The organism is Dietzia sp. 179-F 9C3 NHS (assembly GCF_045369825.1).
GTDB lineage: Bacteria > Actinomycetota > Actinomycetes > Mycobacteriales > Mycobacteriaceae > Dietzia.
The window spans coordinates 301,537-319,677 of record NZ_JBIQES010000001.1 but is presented as its reverse complement, the minus strand read 5'-3'; the positions used below and the strand labels follow the sequence as shown (position 1 = coordinate 319,677).

The 18,141-nt window shown below is 70.9% G+C and carries 14 protein-coding genes; 3 read left to right on the top strand and 11 right to left on the bottom strand.

Features of this window, described 5'->3' with window-relative positions; all coding sequences use genetic code 11:
* Positions 1 to 7: 7 nt before the first annotated feature.
* From ACH0BZ_RS01510 to ACH0BZ_RS01495, 4 genes are read right to left on the bottom strand one after another with little or no spacing between them, the layout of a single operon-like run.
* A complete protein-coding gene (locus ACH0BZ_RS01510; protein WP_406896103.1) occupies positions 8 to 1,606 on the bottom strand; it encodes an acyl-CoA carboxylase subunit beta in 1,599 nt (532 codons plus the stop codon).
* Positions 1,603 to 2,781: an acyl-CoA dehydrogenase family protein gene (locus tag ACH0BZ_RS01505; protein ID WP_406896102.1), complete on the bottom strand. Its 1,179-nt coding sequence runs from the start codon at positions 2,779 to 2,781 to the stop codon at positions 1,603 to 1,605. The genes ACH0BZ_RS01510 and ACH0BZ_RS01505 overlap by 4 nt, the downstream gene beginning before the upstream one ends.
* The gene (locus ACH0BZ_RS01500; protein ID WP_406896100.1) at positions 2,778 to 4,553 is read right to left on the bottom strand and encodes an acyclic terpene utilization AtuA family protein; all 1,776 of its coding nucleotides are present in this window, start codon (positions 4,551 to 4,553) and stop codon (positions 2,778 to 2,780) included. The genes ACH0BZ_RS01505 and ACH0BZ_RS01500 overlap by 4 nt, the downstream gene beginning before the upstream one ends.
* Positions 4,550 to 5,302: a TIGR03084 family metal-binding protein gene (locus ACH0BZ_RS01495; protein ID WP_406896099.1), complete on the bottom strand. Its 753-nt coding sequence runs from the start codon at positions 5,300 to 5,302 to the stop codon at positions 4,550 to 4,552. Before ACH0BZ_RS01495 ends, ACH0BZ_RS01500 begins: the two co-directional genes overlap by 4 nt.
* Before the next feature lie 141 nt (positions 5,303 to 5,443).
* Here ACH0BZ_RS01495 and ACH0BZ_RS01490 point away from each other — a divergent pair, with 141 nt between their 5' ends.
* Positions 5,444 to 7,099: a class I adenylate-forming enzyme family protein gene (locus ACH0BZ_RS01490; protein WP_406896098.1), complete on the top strand. Its 1,656-nt coding sequence runs from the start codon at positions 5,444 to 5,446 to the stop codon at positions 7,097 to 7,099.
* 56 nt (positions 7,100 to 7,155) lie between these two features.
* Here the strand turns inward: ACH0BZ_RS01490 and ACH0BZ_RS01485 are convergent, their stop codons facing one another.
* A complete protein-coding gene (locus ACH0BZ_RS01485) occupies positions 7,156 to 8,556 on the bottom strand; it encodes an acyclic terpene utilization AtuA family protein (RefSeq protein ID WP_406896096.1) in 1,401 nt (466 codons plus the stop codon).
* A 246-nt stretch (positions 8,557 to 8,802) separates the two neighbouring features.
* Positions 8,803 to 9,255 (bottom strand): hypothetical protein, encoded by a 453-nt coding sequence (locus ACH0BZ_RS01480; protein ID WP_406896094.1) that lies wholly within the window; start codon positions 9,253 to 9,255, stop codon positions 8,803 to 8,805.
* A gap of 76 nt (positions 9,256 to 9,331) precedes the next feature.
* On the opposite strand from ACH0BZ_RS01480, the gene ACH0BZ_RS01475 reads away from it, so the two are divergent.
* Positions 9,332 to 9,838 carry a MarR family winged helix-turn-helix transcriptional regulator gene (locus ACH0BZ_RS01475; RefSeq protein ID WP_406896092.1) on the top strand — a complete coding sequence of 169 codons (507 nt, stop codon included), beginning with the start codon at positions 9,332 to 9,334 and terminating at the stop codon, positions 9,836 to 9,838.
* Positions 9,839 to 9,950: 112 nt separating this feature from the next.
* Here ACH0BZ_RS01475 and ACH0BZ_RS01470 read toward each other — a convergent pair whose 3' ends face one another.
* The 5 genes from ACH0BZ_RS01470 to ACH0BZ_RS01450 form a co-directional block, all read right to left on the bottom strand.
* Positions 9,951 to 11,381, bottom strand: a complete 1,431-nt coding sequence (locus ACH0BZ_RS01470; protein WP_406896091.1) for an MFS transporter — start codon at positions 11,379 to 11,381, stop codon at positions 9,951 to 9,953.
* A 268-nt stretch (positions 11,382 to 11,649) separates the two neighbouring features.
* A complete protein-coding gene (locus tag ACH0BZ_RS01465; RefSeq protein WP_406896089.1) occupies positions 11,650 to 12,513 on the bottom strand; it encodes a LuxR C-terminal-related transcriptional regulator in 864 nt (287 codons plus the stop codon).
* A 45-nt stretch (positions 12,514 to 12,558) separates the two neighbouring features.
* A complete protein-coding gene (mmsB, locus tag ACH0BZ_RS01460; RefSeq protein WP_406896088.1) occupies positions 12,559 to 13,440 on the bottom strand; it encodes a 3-hydroxyisobutyrate dehydrogenase in 882 nt (293 codons plus the stop codon).
* A gap of 3 nt (positions 13,441 to 13,443) precedes the next feature.
* Positions 13,444 to 14,595, bottom strand: coding sequence for an acyl-CoA dehydrogenase family protein (locus tag ACH0BZ_RS01455; protein ID WP_406896087.1), 1,152 nt, complete (start codon positions 14,593 to 14,595; stop codon positions 13,444 to 13,446).
* 43 nt (positions 14,596 to 14,638) lie between these two features.
* Positions 14,639 to 16,165 (bottom strand): CoA-acylating methylmalonate-semialdehyde dehydrogenase, encoded by a 1,527-nt coding sequence (locus tag ACH0BZ_RS01450; RefSeq protein WP_406896085.1) that lies wholly within the window; start codon positions 16,163 to 16,165, stop codon positions 14,639 to 14,641.
* Positions 16,166 to 16,350: 185 nt separating this feature from the next.
* Between ACH0BZ_RS01450 and ACH0BZ_RS01445 the strand changes: the two genes are divergently transcribed.
* On the top strand, positions 16,351 to 18,063 hold the full coding sequence (locus ACH0BZ_RS01445; RefSeq protein WP_406896083.1) for an AMP-binding protein: 1,713 nt from the start codon (positions 16,351 to 16,353) through the stop codon (positions 18,061 to 18,063).
* Positions 18,064 to 18,141 lie beyond the last annotated feature (78 nt).

Here is an 18,141-nt window from a genome sequence, read left to right as displayed (position 1 = left end):
TGGTTCCTCACATCCGGAAGACGCCGAAGCGGTCGGTTCCGGCGACCTGGCCGGAGTGGATCGCGGACAGGGCCAGGCCCAGCACCGTCCGGGTGTCGCGGGGGTCGATCACGCCGTCGTCGTAGAGCATCCCCGACAGGAAGGCGGGCAACGACTCCTTCTCGATCTGGTCGGCGATCATCGTCTTGAGGCCCTCGATGCTCTCGGGGTCCATCTCCTCGCCGCGGGCGGCGGAGGCGGCGGCGGCGACGGAGGTGACGACGTCGGCGAGCTGCTGCCCGCCCATGACGGCCGACTTGGCGCTGGGCCAGGTAAAGAGGAAGCGCGGGTCGAAGGCGCGGCCGCACATGCCGTAGTGGCCGGCGCCGTAGGAGGCGGCCGTGATGAGCGAGAGGTGCGGGACCTCCGAGTTGGAGACCGCGTTGATCATCATGGCGCCGTGCTTGATGATCCCGCCGCGTTCGTACTCCGAGCCCACCATGTAGCCGGTGGTGTTGTGCATGAACAGCAGCGGGGTGTCGTAGCGGTTGGCCAGCTCGATGAACTGCGTGGCCTTCTGCGCTTCCTCGGAGAACAGCACACCACGCGCGTTGGCGATAATCCCCACGGGGTAGCCGTGGATCTCGGCCCAGCCGGTGCACAGGCTCGCGCCGTACAGCGGCTTGAACTCGTCGAAGTCGGATCCGTCGACGATCCGGGCGATGATCTCGCGCGGGTCGAACGGGATCTTGAGGTCCTCGGGGACGATCCCCAGCAGGTCCTCGTCGGAGTACAGCGGCTCGGCCACCTCGGCGCGCGGCGTACGGCCGACCTTGGTCCAGTTGAGGCGGCGGACGATGCCCCGGGTGATGCGGGCGGCGTCCTTCTCGTCCACGGCGAGGTGGTCGGCCAGGCCGGAGGCCCGGGCGTGCATGTCGGCGCCGCCGAGCGTCTCCTCGTCGGCGATCTCGCCCGTGGCCGCCTTGACCAGCGGCGGGCCGGCGAGGAACACCATCGAGCGGCCCTCGATCATCACCACGTGGTCGCTCATGCCGGGAACGTAGGCGCCGCCGGCGGTGGAGTTGCCGTACACCACGGCGATGGTGGGGATGCCGGCCTTGGACAGGCGGGTGAGGTCGCGGAAGAGCGCGCCGCCCGGGACGAACACCTCCTTCTGCGTGGGCAGGTCCGCGCCGCCGGACTCGACGAGGCTGATCACCGGCAGCCGGTTCTTCAGCGCCACGTCGTTGAGGCGGAGGATCTTGCGTAGCGTCCACGGGTTGGAGGTGCCGCCCTTGACCGTCGGGTCGTTGGCGATGAGCAGGCACTCCACGCCCTCGACCACGCCGATGCCGGCCACCACGGAGGCGCCGGTCTGGAAGTCCGAGCCCCAGGCAGCGAGCGCGCACAGCTCCAGGAACGGGGACTCACGGTCGAGGATCGAGTCGATACGCTCGCGCGCGGTGAGCTTGCCGCGCGCGCGGTGGCGGGCGACCTTGCGCTCGCCGCCGCCGGCCAGGGCCGGCTCGAGGTCGGTGGCCAGCTGCTCGAGCTTGGCCTCCATCGCGGTGCGGGCGGCGTCGAACTCGGCGCCCGTGGTATCGAGGGTGGATCGCAGAATGGTCATGCCGTGTATCCCAATCGTCGTCCGGCGAGGGTGGTGAGGATCTCGGTGGTGCCGCCGCCGATGCCCAGCAGGCGCACGTCCCAGTACTGGCGACTCACCTCGGACTCGGTCATGTAGCCGAGGCCACCGAAGAGCTGGACGGCCTGGTTGGCCACCCACTCGGCGCACTCCACGGCGGTGTTCTTGGCAAAGCAGACTTCGGCGATCGCGTCGTGGCCCGACGCGGCGAGGTCCACGCAGCGGTGCGTGTAGGTGCGGGCCACGTCGATGCGGCGGGCCATCTCGGTGACCGTGTTCTGCACGGCCTGGCGGGACAGCAGCGGGCGGCCGAAGGTCTCCCGCTCGCGCACCCAGTCCAGGGTGAGGTCGAGGCAGCGCTGGGCGTGCGAGTAGCCCTGGCAGGCCAGCGCGGCGCGCTCACCCACAAAGCCGAGGGCGATCTGCGCGAAGCCGCTGTTCTCCTCGCCCACGAGGTTCTCCACCGGCACGCGGCAGTCGGTGAACGTCAGCTCGGCGGTGTCGGAGGCGCGCCAGCCCAGCTTGTCGAGCGGGGCCGAGCGGTGGAAGCCGGAGGTGTCGGTGGGGATGACGAGCAGGCTCACGCCCGCCGCGCCAGGGAGGTCCTCGCCGCCGGTGCGCACAGCCGTCACCACGAAGTCGGCGCGGGTGCCGGACGTGATATACGTCTTGGCGCCGTTGACGACGTAGTGGTCGCCGTCGCGCCGCGCGGTGGTCGTGAGGTGCCCGACGTCCGAGCCGCCGCCGGGCTCGGTGATCGCGAGCGAGCCGATCATCTCGCCGGCGAGCGTGGGTGCGACCCAGCGCTCGATCTGGTCCGGCCGGCCCGACGTGGCGAGGTGCGGGGTGGCGATACCGCAGGTGAACAGCGAGGCGAACACACCGCTGGAGACGCCGGACTCGTGCAGGGCCTCGCACACCACGATCGAATCGCGGATGTCACCCCCGCCGCCGCCGACTTCCTCGGGGAACGAGACGCCGAGCAGGCCCAGGTCGCCGGCTTTGCGGTGCAGCTGGCGAGGGATCGCGCCGCCGGCCTCCCACTCGTCCTGGTAGGGCAGGATCTCGCGCTCGGCGAAACGGTTGGCGGTCTCGCGCAGGGCGAGCCGCTCGTCGGTGTACCAGGGGTCGCCCGGTACGTGGGGAGGGATGGTCACGGGGACTCCTCCAGGAGGGATTCGGGGATGTCGACGACGCGTGAGCGCAGCCACTCGGCCAGCCCCTTGGCCTGCGGGTCCCAGCGGTAGCCGTGGGCGACGCCCTTGCCGAGCAGGCCGTCCACGACGAAGTTGATCGCCCGCAGGCGCGGCAGTTCGTACCGCTCGACCGGCAGCTCGGCGGTCTCGGGCAGAAGACGGCGCAGCTCCTCGACGGTGAGCGTCTCGCGCATCCAGCGGTACGCCTCGTCGCTCTGCGCCCACAGGCCGATGTTGGCGGTGCCGCCCTTGTCACCCGAGCGCGCCCCGAGGATTGTCCCGAGCGGCTCGCGGCGCGCGGAACCGCCGGTCGCGGCGCCGACCTCGTCGTCGTCGATCAGGGCACCGGCGGCGTCGAGGCCGTCCGAGGCGTGGCCGTCGCCCATCGGCTCGGTGCGCTCCGGCGGCGCGATGTCCTCGCGGGTCCCGTCGGGCAGAACCGCCACGTGCGGCACCGACGCCTGTGGGACGAACGCGGGGATGTAGACGCCGTAGGGGCCGCCGCGTCCGGGCGGGGCGCTCGGGGTGGCGCCCGGGTAGCTGCCGAGGGTCATGGCCACGGCGGCGTCCGAGAACGCTCGGCCGACGACCTCGGGGTCAGGGTCCCATGCCACGCAGGTGTAGAGGGCGGTCGCCGCGGCCTGGGTGTCGGCGTCGGGGTGATCGGTCCGGTGGAGACGGAAGTCCATCTCGGCGGGCTGCGTGGCCAGGCCCGCGGTGAGCTGGCGGCGCACCAGGTCGGCCTTGTCCTCGATGTCCAGGCCGGTGAGCAGGAACGTGACCTCGTTGCGGAAGCCGCCGAGGCACGTCACCGACACCTTGGTCTCGGGCGGCGGGGTCTCGCCGCGCACACCGGAGATCCGGACACGGTCCGGTCCCTCCTGCTCGACGACGGCCGTGTCGAGGCGCGTCACCACGTCAGGACCGCCGTAGCGCGCGCCGGTGACCTCGTAGAGCAGCTGCGAGGTGACCGTGCCGACGGTGACCGCTCCCCCGGTGCCGGCGTGCTTGGTGATCACCGAGGTGCCGTCGGCGGCGATCTCGGCGATCGGGAAGCCGGGGTGGAGGGGATCAGCGATCTCGCCGCGGTTGAAGAAGGCGTAGTTGCCACCGGTGGCCTGGGTGCCGCACTCGATGACATGGCCGGCGGCGGTGGCGCCGGCGAGGGCGTCGAGGTCGTCGCGACCCCACCCGAAGTGGCTGATGGCCGGGCCCACGATGACCGAGGCGTCGGTGACCCGACCGGTGACGACGACGTCGGCGCCCGCGTCGAGACAGCGCGCGATCCCGAAGGCACCAAGGTAGGCGTTGGCGGTGAGGGGATGCCCGGCATCGGCCGGGATCTCGAGTTCGCCGATCCGCGCGATGAGGTCATCGCCCTCGACGTGGGCGACCCTCGGGGCGAGGCCGTGGCGCTCGTCGAGCTCGCGGATCGCGCCGGCCAGCCCGGCCGGGTTGAGGCCACCGGCGTTGGCGACGATCTTCACGCCGGAGTCGAGCGCCAGGCCGAGGCAGTCTTCGAGCTGGCGCAGGAACGTCTTGGCGTAGCCCAGCTCCTCACTTTTCATCCGGTCGCGGCCGAGGATGAGCATGGTGAGCTCGGCGAGGTAGTCGCCGGTGAGCACGTCGAGCTCCCCGCCCTCGAGCATCTCCCGCATCGCGGAGATGCGGTCGCCGTAGAAGCCGGACATGTTGCCCACGCGGAGCACGGTCGGTGTGGTCAGTTCGGTCATGCGCGCGATCCCTCCTCGCGTCCGTCACCGGGCAGTCCTGCGAAGGCCTGGGCGATTCCGAGCCATTCCTCGGCGCTGGCGCCCGTGGCCGCCAGGTCGGTGTCCGCGCGGTGGACGCGTTGCGTGACCAGCAGGCAGAAGTCCTCGAGTGAGCCGGTGACCCGCTGGGGGGCGTCGTCGGGGCCGAAGGTGTGCACCGCACCGTCTGGTCCTACGAGCTCCACCCGGACCTCGGCGGCGGGGGCCTCCCGGCCGTGCATCGTGTAGGAGAAGCCCCGGGTGCGGTAGCCGAGCCGAGCCACGTGGGGCAGCGCCTCGGGTACGTCGAGCGTCGTCCCGAGCGCGTCGGCCACGTCGGTCCCGTGAGCCCAGGTCTCCATGATCCGGGCGGTGGCCATCGACCTGGGCCGCATCGGTGGGCCGAACCACGGGATCTGCGTGCCGGGGTCGGTCTCGGCGAGGGCGCGGCCGAGTCCGTCGCGGGCGGCGCGCCAGCGGGCGAGGACCTGGTCCCGGCCGGTGGCGGCGATGGCGGCGGCGCCGACGTCGACGAAGCCCGTCGGGTCCTGCATCGCCTGCTCCACCACGCCCTGGAAGGCGTCCGGGTCGGTGATGGCCGTGAGCGAGACCTCGTCGGTCCAGGCCAGGTGGGCGATCTGCATGCCCACGTCCCACCCCTCGGCCGGGGTGGCCGTGGTCCAGGCCTCGGGGCCGGCCTGCTCGACGAGCGCGTCCAGCCTGTCGTTCAACGAGGCGAGTGCCGGGTGTGGGTCCGAGGGCGCCGTCCGGGGCGGTGTCGTGTCGTGCACCACACCACAGTCTCACCCCGCCCGACACAAAGCAAGCATGCATGCTTGTTTTTTTTCGGGCGCCGTGCGATTCTCCTCTCTGTGATCCCCGACACACAGCGTGTCGGGGACGGAACCCTGGGAGAGCTCGTGGAACTGGACCTGACCGGCATCGACCCCACCGACCACGCCCTCGCCCGGCGATGCTCCGTCGGCGACATCCCCACCCGCGCCGCGGCCACCTTCTCGGACCGCGTCGCGGTGACGGACGAGGCCGGAGAGTGGACGTACACCGAGCTGGAGACCACCGCCAACCGCCTCGCGCACGGTCTGGTCGCGCTCGGTACGCAGGCCGGCGACCCGGTGGCGATCCTCTCGACCAACTGTCGCGAATTCGTGGCCGCCTACTTCGGCGCTGCCAAGGCCGGGATGGTCGCCCTGCCCCTCAACCTCCTGTCCGGCCTCGACGACATCAGTCACGCCCTGGCCGATTCGGGCGCGCGGATCCTCTTGGTCCAACCCTCACTCGCCGAACTCGCTCTCGGCGCCGCCTCCGCCCTTCCGGCGTTGCGCACCGTCGCCGTCCTCGGCCCGGTACCCGAGGGAGTCGAGGCCCCGGCCGGCGGTCCCGTGCTCCTCGGCTGGGACGAGCTCCTCTCCGACGACCCCTCCAACCCCGAGACCGTCATCGCCGACCGCCAGGTGGTGCAGTGCCTGTATTCCTCCGGCACCACCTCGCGCCCCAAGGGGGTGCTCACCTCCCACCTCGCCGTCACCATGGCCGGCCTGTCCAACGGCGCGATCTTCGGCCTACGCTGGGGAACCGCGGGGTCGGTGATGGTCCTCCCGCTACCGCTGTTCCACACCGCAGGCCTCAACGGAGTGCTGATCGCGGGCATCACCATGGGCGCGACCGTGCACCTGCTGTCCGGCTTCGAGCCGGTGCGGTACGCAGACACCGTCGCCCGCGTCCGGGCCACCCACCTGGTGGCCCTGCCGCTCATGCTCGAGGCCCTCGCCGACGGAGCCGAACGCGGGCTCGACCTCACCTCCGTCGAGGTCGCGTTGTACGCGATGGCCCCGATGTCCGCCGAGATGCGCCGCCGGCTCGAGGCCGCACTCCCGGACGCCAGGATCGTCCTCGGCTCCGGCATGAGCGAGTGCACCCCCGCCACCGTCATGCAATGGCCCGAGCTCGGGTCCGACAAGCCGGACTCGTGGGGCTACCCCACCCCCGTCGCCGAGAACCGCATCTGCGAACCGGGCGACGAACAGGTCCTGGGGCATGACGCCGACGGCGAGCTCGCATACCGCGGCCCGACCGTCATGGAGGGTTACTGGAACAATCCGCAGGCCAACGCCGAGGTCTTCAGAGGCGGGCACATGCACTCCGGAGACCTCGGCCGAATCGACGCCGACGGGGTGGTCTGGTTCTCCGACCGGGTCAAGGACATCGTCAAGACCGGTGGCGAGAACGTTTCCTCCCTACACGTCGAGCGGGTGCTCCTCGACCATCCGGACATCGCCGAGGTGGCCTGTCTCGGACGGCCGGACCCGAGGTGGGGGGAGATCGTGGTGGCCGTGGTCGTCCCCGCAGAGGAAGCGACCGACGACGACTCCGTACGTGAATCGGTCCTGGCGTTCGGCGCCGAGCACCTGTCCTCGGCGCAGCGACCGCGCGAGGTCGTGGTGGTCGACACCATCCCCCGGACCGCGACGGGCAAGATTCGCAAGGCGGAGCTGCGGAGGTCACTGTAGGTGCGGGTCGTACGAGCTGGGCTGGTTGGACGGGGCGGGATGGGCCGCGCACTCCGCTAGGGATCCACCTCGAGTAGTTCCGAGGGGATCTCCAGCACCGCACCGGCGAGGCCCGCCCCCAGCGCCGGGGCGATCACCTGTCCACGTGGGGGTCGCGCCACCACGTTGACGGCCCGCAGGTTGGGGAGCACATAGCGACGCAGGTCGAGCCCGTCGAGGCCGGGGACGAGATCGGTGAGCCGGTCGGTGGTGAGCTCGCCGGCCAGCCACGCGAACGCCGAGTCGTCCCACGTCCACACGGCCAGGTTGACCCCTCGGCCCACGACTCCGCACCGCACGCCGGCCACGCTGCCCAGTGGCGCCGGCCGGGGCCGCCCGCCCGGCACGGCGCCGGGCGTCCACGGGGAGGGCAGCTCGCCGGGCCCGATGGCGGCGGTCTCCGGTGGCACCGGCACAGCGACGCGTCGGCCGTCGGGAAGGACCACGGTGTGCCCGGAAAGCTCCTGCTCCAGCGGCCGCGCCACCCTTGTCGGCCGTCCCTCGCCCGCCGTCATCGCCACCACGGCGACAACCGACGGGGCCGGCTCGCCGCGTGCACCCGTGAGGCGCACGCGGTCGGTGCCCTCCTGGGCGAGGCGGACGGTGTCCAGGCGCAGGACGACGTCGGGCGCCGCGTACCGAGCCCCGGCCACACCGTCGAGGAGCTGATCTGTGACGGTGCCTACGGTCACCGAACCGAACGCGGACGGATGGCGGGTGATGACGGCCGTGCCGTCGCCCGCGATCTCTGCGATTGGGTAGCCGCCGGTGACCGGGTCCGTGGTGCGGGTGACGTCGGTCGAGGAGTCCACGACGCCGGTCGCGCCGGGCCCACCCGACAGGACGTGGCCCACGGCCACCGATCCGGCGAGCGCGTCGAGGGCGGCCGGGGTCCAGCCGTGGTGCGCGGCCGCGGCGCCCGTCACGAGCGCCTCCCGGCTCACCCGCCCGGTGACGACGACGGCGGCACCCGCGAGCAGCGCGGCGGCGATCCCGAAGGCGCCGTGACGCACCGTCGCCACGTCGGCCTCCCCCAGTCCGAGTTCGGCGGCCCGGTCCGTCACGTCGCCGGGGTCGACCGCCGCCACCGCGAGCTGTACGCCCGCCTCCGCGGCGCGCTCACGCAGCGCTACCGCCAGCCCGGCCGGGTCGAGCGCGCCGGCGTTGGTGACAATCCGGACCCCGCCCGGACCCAGCCGGTCCAGGCACAGCTCCAGCTGGTCGAGCAGCGCGGGCTCGTAGCCCGGCCCTCCGGCGGCCCGGGCCTCCGCGCGTTCGAGAACCGCCTCGTCCGAGAGCATGTCCAGCGCGAGCACGTCCAGCGAGGCGGCGGCGAGGAACTCTGCGGTGGCGCTCGCACGGTCGCCACGAGAGGCGGACACGTTGCCGATCCGCAGCGGGCGGGTGGTCGTCGTCATCGGTCCTCCGATTCCGGGCGGTGGGCGGGACTCTCCCTACCCCAGCATGGTCCCCGTCTCCGCGAGGCGGGTGTGGAACGAGAACGCCTCCTCGAGGATATGCGGGGTTCAGTCGGCGTCGGGCCGGCCGTGCGGGACGATGGGCACGATCGACGAGACCGCCCCTCCCTTGGCGCCCGATCCGCTTGTCGGCGTGCGTGAGCTGGATGGACTTACGGCTCGGCGGCAGCGTCGTGCCGTAGTAGCTCAGGCGGGGTCGCGGACCTCACCGGTGACCACCCGGTCGGCGTCGAGCCGGACCGCCCGGAAGACGACCTCCCCCGTCCGCTCGCCCCCGCGCGGCCAGGGCTCCACGCCCCTCTCACCGCGCTCGACCAGCACCAGGACCCCGGACCCGTCCGGTCCCACCGCGCGCACGAGCAGATGGGTGGGCCGGTCGCCGTCGGTCAACGTGGTGGCTGCGCCGTCGAGCAGGATACGGCGGCCGCCGCCGCAGCCACCGCCCGCGGCCTCGACCCGTGGCGGCGCGACGGGATCGGAGGCCTCCGCCATCGCCAGCACCGTTCCCCCTCGCAGGTCCGGCGCCGCGACGTCCGCGGCGGCGAGGAGCTCGGACGCGAGCGAGTGCACGCTCGGCGCGGGCGCCACCTCCCGTTCCGGCGGGACGTCGGCTCCGGAGGTCGGTCGGTCCTCGGCCACGGCGGCTCGGCCTCCTCGTGCTCTACGGATAGAATCACCTGATCATCCCATCCCCCCAGCCTTCGAGGAGTGAACCGTGCCCCCGAAGACCTCCCCGACCCCCGACCGGATCGACCAGGCGCGCGCCAACTGGGAACGGGAGGGCTGGACCGAAGCCGCCCAGGGGATGACCGTGGTGACATCGGTGATGCGCGCGCACCAGATCCTGCTCGCCCGCGTCGAGGAGACTCTACGGCCGTGGAACCTTTCGTTCCCGCGCTACGAGCTGCTGCGCCTGCTCGCCTTCTCCCGCACCGGCTCGATGCCCATCACCAAGGCCTCCGAGCGCCTGCAGGTGCACGTCACCAGCGTCACGAGCGCCATGAAGCGTCTGCTCGAGGCCGGACTCGTCGAGCGCCGCCCGCACCCCACGGACGGGCGCACCACGCTCGTCGAGATCACCGACGCCGGCCGCGACGTGGTCGCCGAGGCCACCGAGGCGCTCAACGCCGGCGTGTTCGCCGAACCCGGCATGAGCGACGCGGAGCAGGTCGCGCTCATCGACGCGATCGCCACCCTGCGCCACTCCTCGGGCGATTTCTGACCGCGCCACACACGACACCGCGCCCGGCCCCCTCTCGGGTGGGGCCGGGCGCGGCTGCTGGGGTGGGTCCGGCGGGTGGACCCGGTGGGGCGCCCGTGTCAGGCCGGTGCGATCACGGCACCTCGGAGGCGAGGACCTCGGACTGGGCGAGCTGCTGCGCCTGATCCTTGCGCGCGGCACTCGGGGCCACGTGGTCCTGGCCCATCTCCGTGTCCTTGGACTCGACCATGAAGTAGGTGCACAGGACCGAGACCGCGGACAGTCCGGCCAGCATCATGCCCACGTAGAGGACGTTGCCCTGCGAGACCCACTGGGCGGCGAACAGCGGCGGGATGGCGCCACCGAAGATGCCGGCGAGGTTGTAGCCGAGGCCGGCGCCCGTGTAGCGGTAGCGGGCCTGGAACAACTCGGGCAGGGCCGCGCCGGCCGGGCCGTAGGCGATGCCGAAGATGATCAGGGTGCCGATGAGGCCGACCGCGAACGCGGCCTTGCTGCCCGTCTCCATGATCGGGAACACCGCGAGCGCCCAGATGACGGCGAGGGTGCAGGAGATCATGATGACCTTACGTCGGCCGATCTTGTCCGACCACATGGCCGAGGCGGCGATCGAGAGCCCGAAGATCACCGCGGCGAGCATCCCCATGGACAGGGCGAACGGCATGCTGTGGCCGAGGTACTTGGTGGCGAAGTTCGTGAAGAACGAGGTGCCCATGTAGAAGAGGGAGAACAGCGAGGCCAGCGCACCGCCGGCGATGAGGATCTCCTTCCACTGGTAACGCATGGCGTCCAGGAAGGGCAGCTTCTTCTCCGGGTCCTGCCCGAGGCGGCGCTCCCCCTCCTTGAACACGGGGGTCTCGTCCACCGCGAGGCGGATCCACAGGCCGACCAGCACGAGCAGCGCGGAGAGCAGGAACGGGATGCGCCAGCCGACGGTCATGAAGAAGCTGTCGGTGCTCGTGTTGTCGCCGCGGGTGAAGATGAGGAAGGTCATCGACGAGAGGAAGAAGGCGAAGGCGGGGCCGAGCTGCGGCCACATCGCCATCATGCCGCGCTTGCCCTTGGGGGCGTACTCCGCGGTGAGCAACGTGGCGCCGGCCCACTCACCGCCCACGGCGAAACCCTGGAAGAAGCGCATCAGCACGAGCAGGGTGGGCGCCCAGATCCCGATTCCGTTCGAGAACATGCCGAACGCGCCGGTCGAGTAGCCCGGGAGCAGGCCGATGAACACGGTGGCGACGCCCATGATGAGCAGCGTCGACACGAGGGTCTTCTTGCGACCGATCCGGTCACCGAAGTGACCGAAGACGATCGCGCCGACCGGGCGGGCGAAGAACGCGACGGCGAACGTCGCGAACGACGAGAGAGTCGCGGCGGCGGCGCTCTGGTTGGGGAAGAAGATGTGCGGGAACACGAGGGCCGCGGCCGTGCCGTAGATGAAGAAGTCGTAGAACTCGATCGTGGTGCCGATCGAGCTCGCCGCGGCGACACGCTTGAGGGAGGTGGGCTTACCGGCCCCCTTCGCGTCGATGATCTGCGTCGTCACTTGCGTCTCCTGATGAGGTAGCCCCGAGAGTGTGATCGAGGCGAGCGAACTCCGACTCACTGCAGCCGGATAAGAGGACAGTAAGTGGCATGGGTCACACCCCGGTACACCCGAAAGTGGATGGCTGGTGACGCGGATCACAAGCCGCAGGTCAGGCGGCTGATTCTGGGTGAACCGGGCCACCCCGGCGGTACCCCGGCACCCCCTCGGACGCCAATCGCCCCGGACGACCGTGGGGTCGTCCGGGGCGATCCGGTGCGGCGCCGGCTCAGGGCAGGGCGCCGAGCAGACGGGCGCGGGCCACGGACTCCATCCGCGACCGGGTGCCCAACTTGGTGCCGATATTGCGCAGGTAGGCCTTGATGGTCTCCGGCGAGAGCGACAGCCGCGCCGCGACCTCCGCGTTGGAACAGCCCAGGGCCACCTGGGAGAGCACGTCGATCTCGCGCGGCGACAGGACCGGGGAGGTGGTGACGGGCGCGGCGTCGGTGCCCGGCGCCCACCCGACACCGGCGAGGGCGGACCCGGCCGCCAGCAGACGCTCCCGTAACGCGGGGTCGGCGAGCTCGGCCGCGATCGCGCGGAGCTCGCCGTGCAGGACGCGCAGCCGCTCACGGTCACTGGACTCCAGGCCGTGCCGCTGCTCGGCCACCGCCAGCTCGCTCATGCGCAGCCTGCGGTCCACCTCATCGCGCACGTGGAACTCGGTGGCCAGCTCGCCGGCCACCGAGACGAACGCCTTGGTGACCTGGTCGCCGAGCTGCGAAGCGACGCGGACCGACCCGTAGAGGATCGTGCGCGCCACCCCGGAGACCATGACCGGGACCGAGATGATCGAGCGCAGGCCCTCGCGCTCGACCGCGGTCTCGTAGTGCCGGGTGATCGCCTCACACTCCCGGTAGTCGCGCACCGTGGCCGGGCGGCCGGAGGCCATGACGTGGCCGCCCAGGCCGCGCCCCTTGGCCACCGCCAGGCCCTGCATCGAGTCCGTGCGGACGCCGATGAACCGGTTGAGTTTGGCGGTCTCCCCCTCCACCTCCCCGGCGAACACGACGGGCAGGCCCGTCCCGGTTCTCAGGTCGCGCAGGGCGGCCAGGACGGCGTCGGAATCGTTGGGACGGAGGGTGGACATGGTGGGCTCCCGAGAGTGGAGTGATGTCAGCTCCCGTCGGCCGGGTCAGGCCGACGAGTCGCGGATGCTGGTGATGATGGCGCTGAAGTCCTCGCCGCCGTGCTCCTGTGCGAACTCGTCGTACAGGGCTGCCGCCGCCGCACCGAGCGGTGCGACCGTGCCGGTACTCTCGAGGGCCGCGAGCGCGAGCCCGAGGTCCTTGTTCATGAGGGCCGTGGCGAACCCGGGCTTGAAGTCGTTGTTCGCCGGGGATGTGGGGACCGGACCGGGGACCGGGCAGTTGGTGTGCAGCGCCCAGCTGTTGCCGGTGGCGCCGGTCACCACGTCGAAAAGAGCCTGATGTTCGAGCCCCAGTCGCTCGGCCAGGACGAACGCCTCGCCGATCGCGATCTGGTGGACCGCCAGGACCATGTTGTTGCACACCTTGGCGGCCTGGCCCGCGCCGGGCACACCGCAGTGGATGATCTTGCCGGCCATCGGCTCCAGGACGGGCTGGGCCGCGGCGAACGCCTCGTCCTCGCCGCCCACCATAAAGGCGAGCGAGCCCGCGGTGGCGCCCTTGACGCCGCCGGAAACCGGAGCGTCCACCTGAAGCATCCCGGCGGAGACCGCCTGCTCGTGGACCTCGCGGGCATCGTCGACCGAGATGGTCGAGGAGTCGATGAAGAGCGTGCCCTTCCCGGCGGCCGGGAGGACGTCGGCGTAGGTCGACTTCACGAGCGCACCGTTGGGGAGCATGGTGACGACGGCGTCGGCCCCCTGCACCGCCTCGACGGGGGTCTCGCACACGGTGACGCCGGACTCGCGGGCCGCGTCCTGGGCGGCCGGCACCGGGTCGAAGCCGCGGACGTCGTGTCCGGCGCCGACGAGGTTGGCGGCCATGGGGCCGCCCATGTTGCCGAGCCCGAGGAATGCAACAGTGGTCATGACTTACGCTCCCAGTCCTCGCGCGGCGACGGCCCGGCCGACGACCACGCGCATGATCTCGTTCGTCCCCTCCAGGATGCGGTGTACCCGGAGATCTCGGACGATCTTCTCGATTCCGTACTCGGCCAGATAGCCGTAACCGCCGTGGAGCTGCAGCGCCGTGTCGGCGATGTCGTAGCACCGGTCGGTGACGAACAGCTTGGCCATGGCGCACTGCTCGACGTGGTCCGGCTCCTTGGCGTCGAGCGATTCCGCGGCCCGCCACAGCATGAGCCGACTCGCCTCGAGGTTCGTCGCCATGTCGGCGAGCGTGAACCGGATGGTCGGCTCGTCGATGAGCGGGCCGCCGAAGGCCTCGCGGTCCCGCAGGTGGGCCACGGCCCGCGAGTACGCATCCTGTGCCCCGCCGAGCGAGCAGGCCGCGATGTTGATGCGGCCGCCGTTGAGGCCGCGCATGGCGATGGTGAAGCCGAGGCCCTCGGTCTCGCCGATGAGGTTGGCGGCCGGCACACGAACGCCCTCCATGATCACCTGCGCCGTGGGCTGGGCGTTCCACCCCATCTTGTCCTCGTTCGGGCCGAAGCTCAGGCCCTCGGCGTCCGCGGGGACGAGAAAGGCCGAGATGCCCTTGGGGCCGGGGTCGCCGGTCCGGGCCATCACCACGTAGACGTCCGACCGGCCGCCCCCGGAGATGAACTGCTTGGTGCCGGTGAGCACGTAGTCGTCGCCGTCCCGGACGGCCTTGGTGCGCAGCGCCGCCGCGTCCGAGCCGGCGCCCGGCTCGGTGAGGCAGTACGACGCGAAGTGCTCCATCGCGGCCAGCGGCGGGATCCACTGCTGCCGCTGGGCGTCGGTGCCGAACTCGTCGATCATCCACACGCACATGTTGTGGATGGACAGGTAGGCGGCGACGGCCGGGCAGCCGCGGGCCAGCTGCTCGAAGATGCGGACGCCGTCGAGGCGGCGCATACCGCTGCCCCCGACGTCCTCGGACACGTAGATGGCGCCCATCCCCATGCCGGCGGCCTCCCGGAGGACGTCCTTCGGGAAGTGGTGCTGCGCGTCCCACTCCAACGCCTTGGGCGCGAGGCGCTTGGCGGCGAAGTCGTACGCGGCGTCGACGATGATCTTGTCGTCGTCATCCATCACCGGCATGGGGATGGCTCCTTTCGTCTACAGGTGTCGTGGCGGCGGGTCGTCAGTCCATCGTGGGGATGACGAACTCGGCGCCTTCCTTGATGCCGGAGGGCCAGCGCTGCGTGACCGTCTTGACCTTGGAGTAGAACTTGATCGACTCCGGGCCGTGCTGGTTGAGGTCGCCGAAACCGGACTTCTTCCAGCCACCGAAGGTGTGGTAGGCGATCGGGACGGGGATCGGGACGTTGACGCCGACCATGCCCACCTGGACGTTCGAGACGAACTCGCGGGCGGCGTCGCCGTCGCGGGTGAAGATGGCCACGCCGTTGCCGTACTCGTGCTCGTTGGGCAGGCGCAGGGCCTCCTCGTAGTCCTTGGCGTGGACCACCACGAGGACGGGACCGAAGATCTCGTCGGTGTAGACGCTCATGTCGGTGGTGACCTTGTCCATGAGCGTGGGGCCGACGTAGTAGCCCTCGGAGATGTCCTCGCCGTTGAACTCACCGGTGTAGGCGCCGACCTGGCGGCCGTCGATGAGGATCTCGGCGCCCGCGGCCTCGCCCTGGTCGATGTAGTCCAGGACGCGCTTCTTGGACTCGGGGGTCACGAGCGGGCCGTAGTCCGCCTGCGGGTCGTGGCTGTGGCCCACCTTGAGGGCCTTGACCTTGGGGACGAGCTTTTCGAGCAGGGCCTCGGCGGTGCCCTCGCCCACCGGCACCGCCACAGAGATGGCCATGCAACGCTCACCGGCCGAGCCGAAACCGGCTCCGACCAGGGCATCCGCCGCCTGATCGAGGTCGGCGTCCGGCATGATGATCATGTGGTTCTTGGCGCCGCCGAAGCACTGGGCGCGCTTGCCGGTGCGGGCCGCGTTCTCGTAGATGTACTGCGCGATCGGGGTGGAGCCGACGAAGCCGACGGCCTTGATCGTGTCGTTGTTCAAGATCGCGTCCACGGCCTCCTTGTCGCCGTGGACGACCTGGAAGACACCGTCCGGCAGGCCGGCCTCGGTGAACAGCTCGGCGAGGCGGACCGGAACCGACGGGTCGCGCTCGGAGGGCTTGAGGACGAAGGCGTTGCCGCAGGCCAGGGCCGGTCCGGCCTTCCACAGAGGGATCATGGCCGGGAAGTTGAACGGGGTGATGCCGGCAACCACGCCGAGGGGCTGACGCATCGAGTAGACGTCAACGCCGGTGCCGGCGTTCTCGGTGTACTCGCCCTTGAGCAGGTGCGGAATGCCGATGGCGAACTCGATGACCTCGATGCCGCGCTGGATGTCGCCCTTGGCATCCGGGGTGGTCTTGCCGTGCTCGATCGCGAGCAGCTCGGCGAGCTCGTCCATGTTCTGGTTGACCAGGTCCACGAAGCGCATGAGGACGCGGGCCCGCTTCTGCGGGTTGAACGCCGCCCACTCCTTCTGGGCTTCGGCGGCCTTGGCGATCACGTCGTCGACCTCGGAGGTCGAGGCCAGCGGGACGACCGCCTGCGCCTTACCGGTGCTCGGGTTGAGCACCTCCTGGGTGCGGCCGCCGGTGGCGGTGACCCTCTTGCCGTTGATGTAGTGCTCGACCTGCCTGAGATCCGACATGACAACCCTTCGTGGTCGGGAGGTGCTGGGGTGATGCCAGTCACCATATACTTGCAACTCCTAGTAATCCAGGGGCGCACCCCGACCCCACCCCCACCCCTCCTCTTTCGGGTGTACTCGCCCCCGCGCGGGCCAGAATAGTGTGACCTGGTTCACGTCGCTGTCGTCCCTTGTGAGGAGCGTCCATGTCCCCCCTCTCCACCGCCGCAACCGAGAAGTTCCGTGCCGCCCGCGACTTCCTCCAGGCCCACGCAGAGGACTACGACGGCGCCCGCGCCGGCTTCGCCTGGCCCGAGCTCGACGAGTGGAACTGGGCCCTGAACTGGTTCGACGTCCAAGCCGAGGGCAACACGGACCCGGCGCTGTGGATCGTCGAGGAGAGCGACGGCGAGGGTGAGGCCACCGAGGCGAAGTACAGCTTCGACGAGATGCGTGTCCGGTCCGACCGCACGGCCAACTGGCTGCGCGACCGCGGCGTCGCCCCGGGCGACCGCGTCCTGCTCATGCTCGCCAACCAGGTCGAGCTGTGGGACGTCATGCTCGCCGCGATCAAGCTCGGCGCCGTCGTCATCCCCGCCACCACACTGCTGGCCGAGGGCGACCTGCGGGACCGTATCGCGCGCGGCGGCATCAAGCACGTCATCGTCCGCGCCGAGCTCGCCGAGCGCTTCGCCACCATCTCCGGCGACTACCAGCGCATCACCGTAGGCGGCGCCCCCGAGGGCTGGATCGACCTCGCCGCGGCCATGGACGCCTCGCCGGACTTCGAGCCGAGTCACACCACCCACGCCGACGACACGTTGCTGCTGTACTTCACCTCGGGCACCACGAGCAAGCCCAAGCTCGTCGAACACACGCACGCCTCATACCCGGCCGGCCACCTGTCGACGATGTACTGGATCGGCCTGCAGCCCGGCGACGTCCACCTCAACATCTCCTCGCCCGGCTGGGCCAAGCACGCCTGGTCCAACGTCTTCACACCCTGGATCGCCGGGTCGTGCGTGTTCATCTACAACTACTCGCGCTTCGACGCCACCGCGATGATGCGCGAGATGGACCGCTGCGGCGTCACCAGCCTGTGCTGCCCGCCCACCGTGTGGCGGATGCTCATCCAGGCCGACCTCACACAGCTCGCGAACCCCCCGCGCCTGGCCGTGGGCGCCGGCGAGCCGCTCAACCCCGAGGTGATCGGCCGCGTCCGCGACGCCTGGGGCGTGACGATCCGCGATGGCTTCGGTCAGACCGAGACCACCGTGCAGATCGCCAACACCCCCGGCCAGCCCATCAAGGACGGCTCCATGGGCCGCCCCTGCCCCGGCTTCGACGTGGCCCTGGTCGACCCCGCCACCGGCGAGGAGGTCACAGGCCCCGGCGTCGAGGGCGAGATCTGCCTGCGCCTGGACCCGCGCCCGCTCGGCCTCATGGTGGGCTACCACGGCGATCCGGAGCGCACCGAAGCCGCGTACGCGGACGGCTTCTATCACACCGGTGACGTGGGAGAACGCGACGACGAGGGTTACATCACCTACGTCGGCCGCACCGACGACGTGTTCAAGTCCTCCGACTACCGGATCTCGCCGTTCGAACTCGAGTCCGTCCTGCTCGAGCACGAGGCCGTGGCCGAGGCGGCCGTCGTCCCCTCCCCCGACCCGGTGCGGCTGAGCGTGCCCAAGGCGTTCATCGTCCTGGCCGCCGGATGGGAGCCCACCGAGGAGACCGCCCGCGTGATCTTCGAGCACTCCCGCACCCACCTCGCCGGCTACAAGCGGGTCCGCCGCCTGCAGTTCACCGACCTGCCCAAGACGATCTCGGGCAAGATCCGCCGCGTGGAGCTGCGCAAGGGCGAGAGCGCCAACGGCCCGGCCGTGGACTTCCCGGGCGAGTTCCGCGAGGAGTAATTCCGCTGACCCCTCCCCCTCGCCCGCCCTCCTCCCCGAAATCGGCGACTCTACCGCTGGATCGGCAGCCCCTGTGGG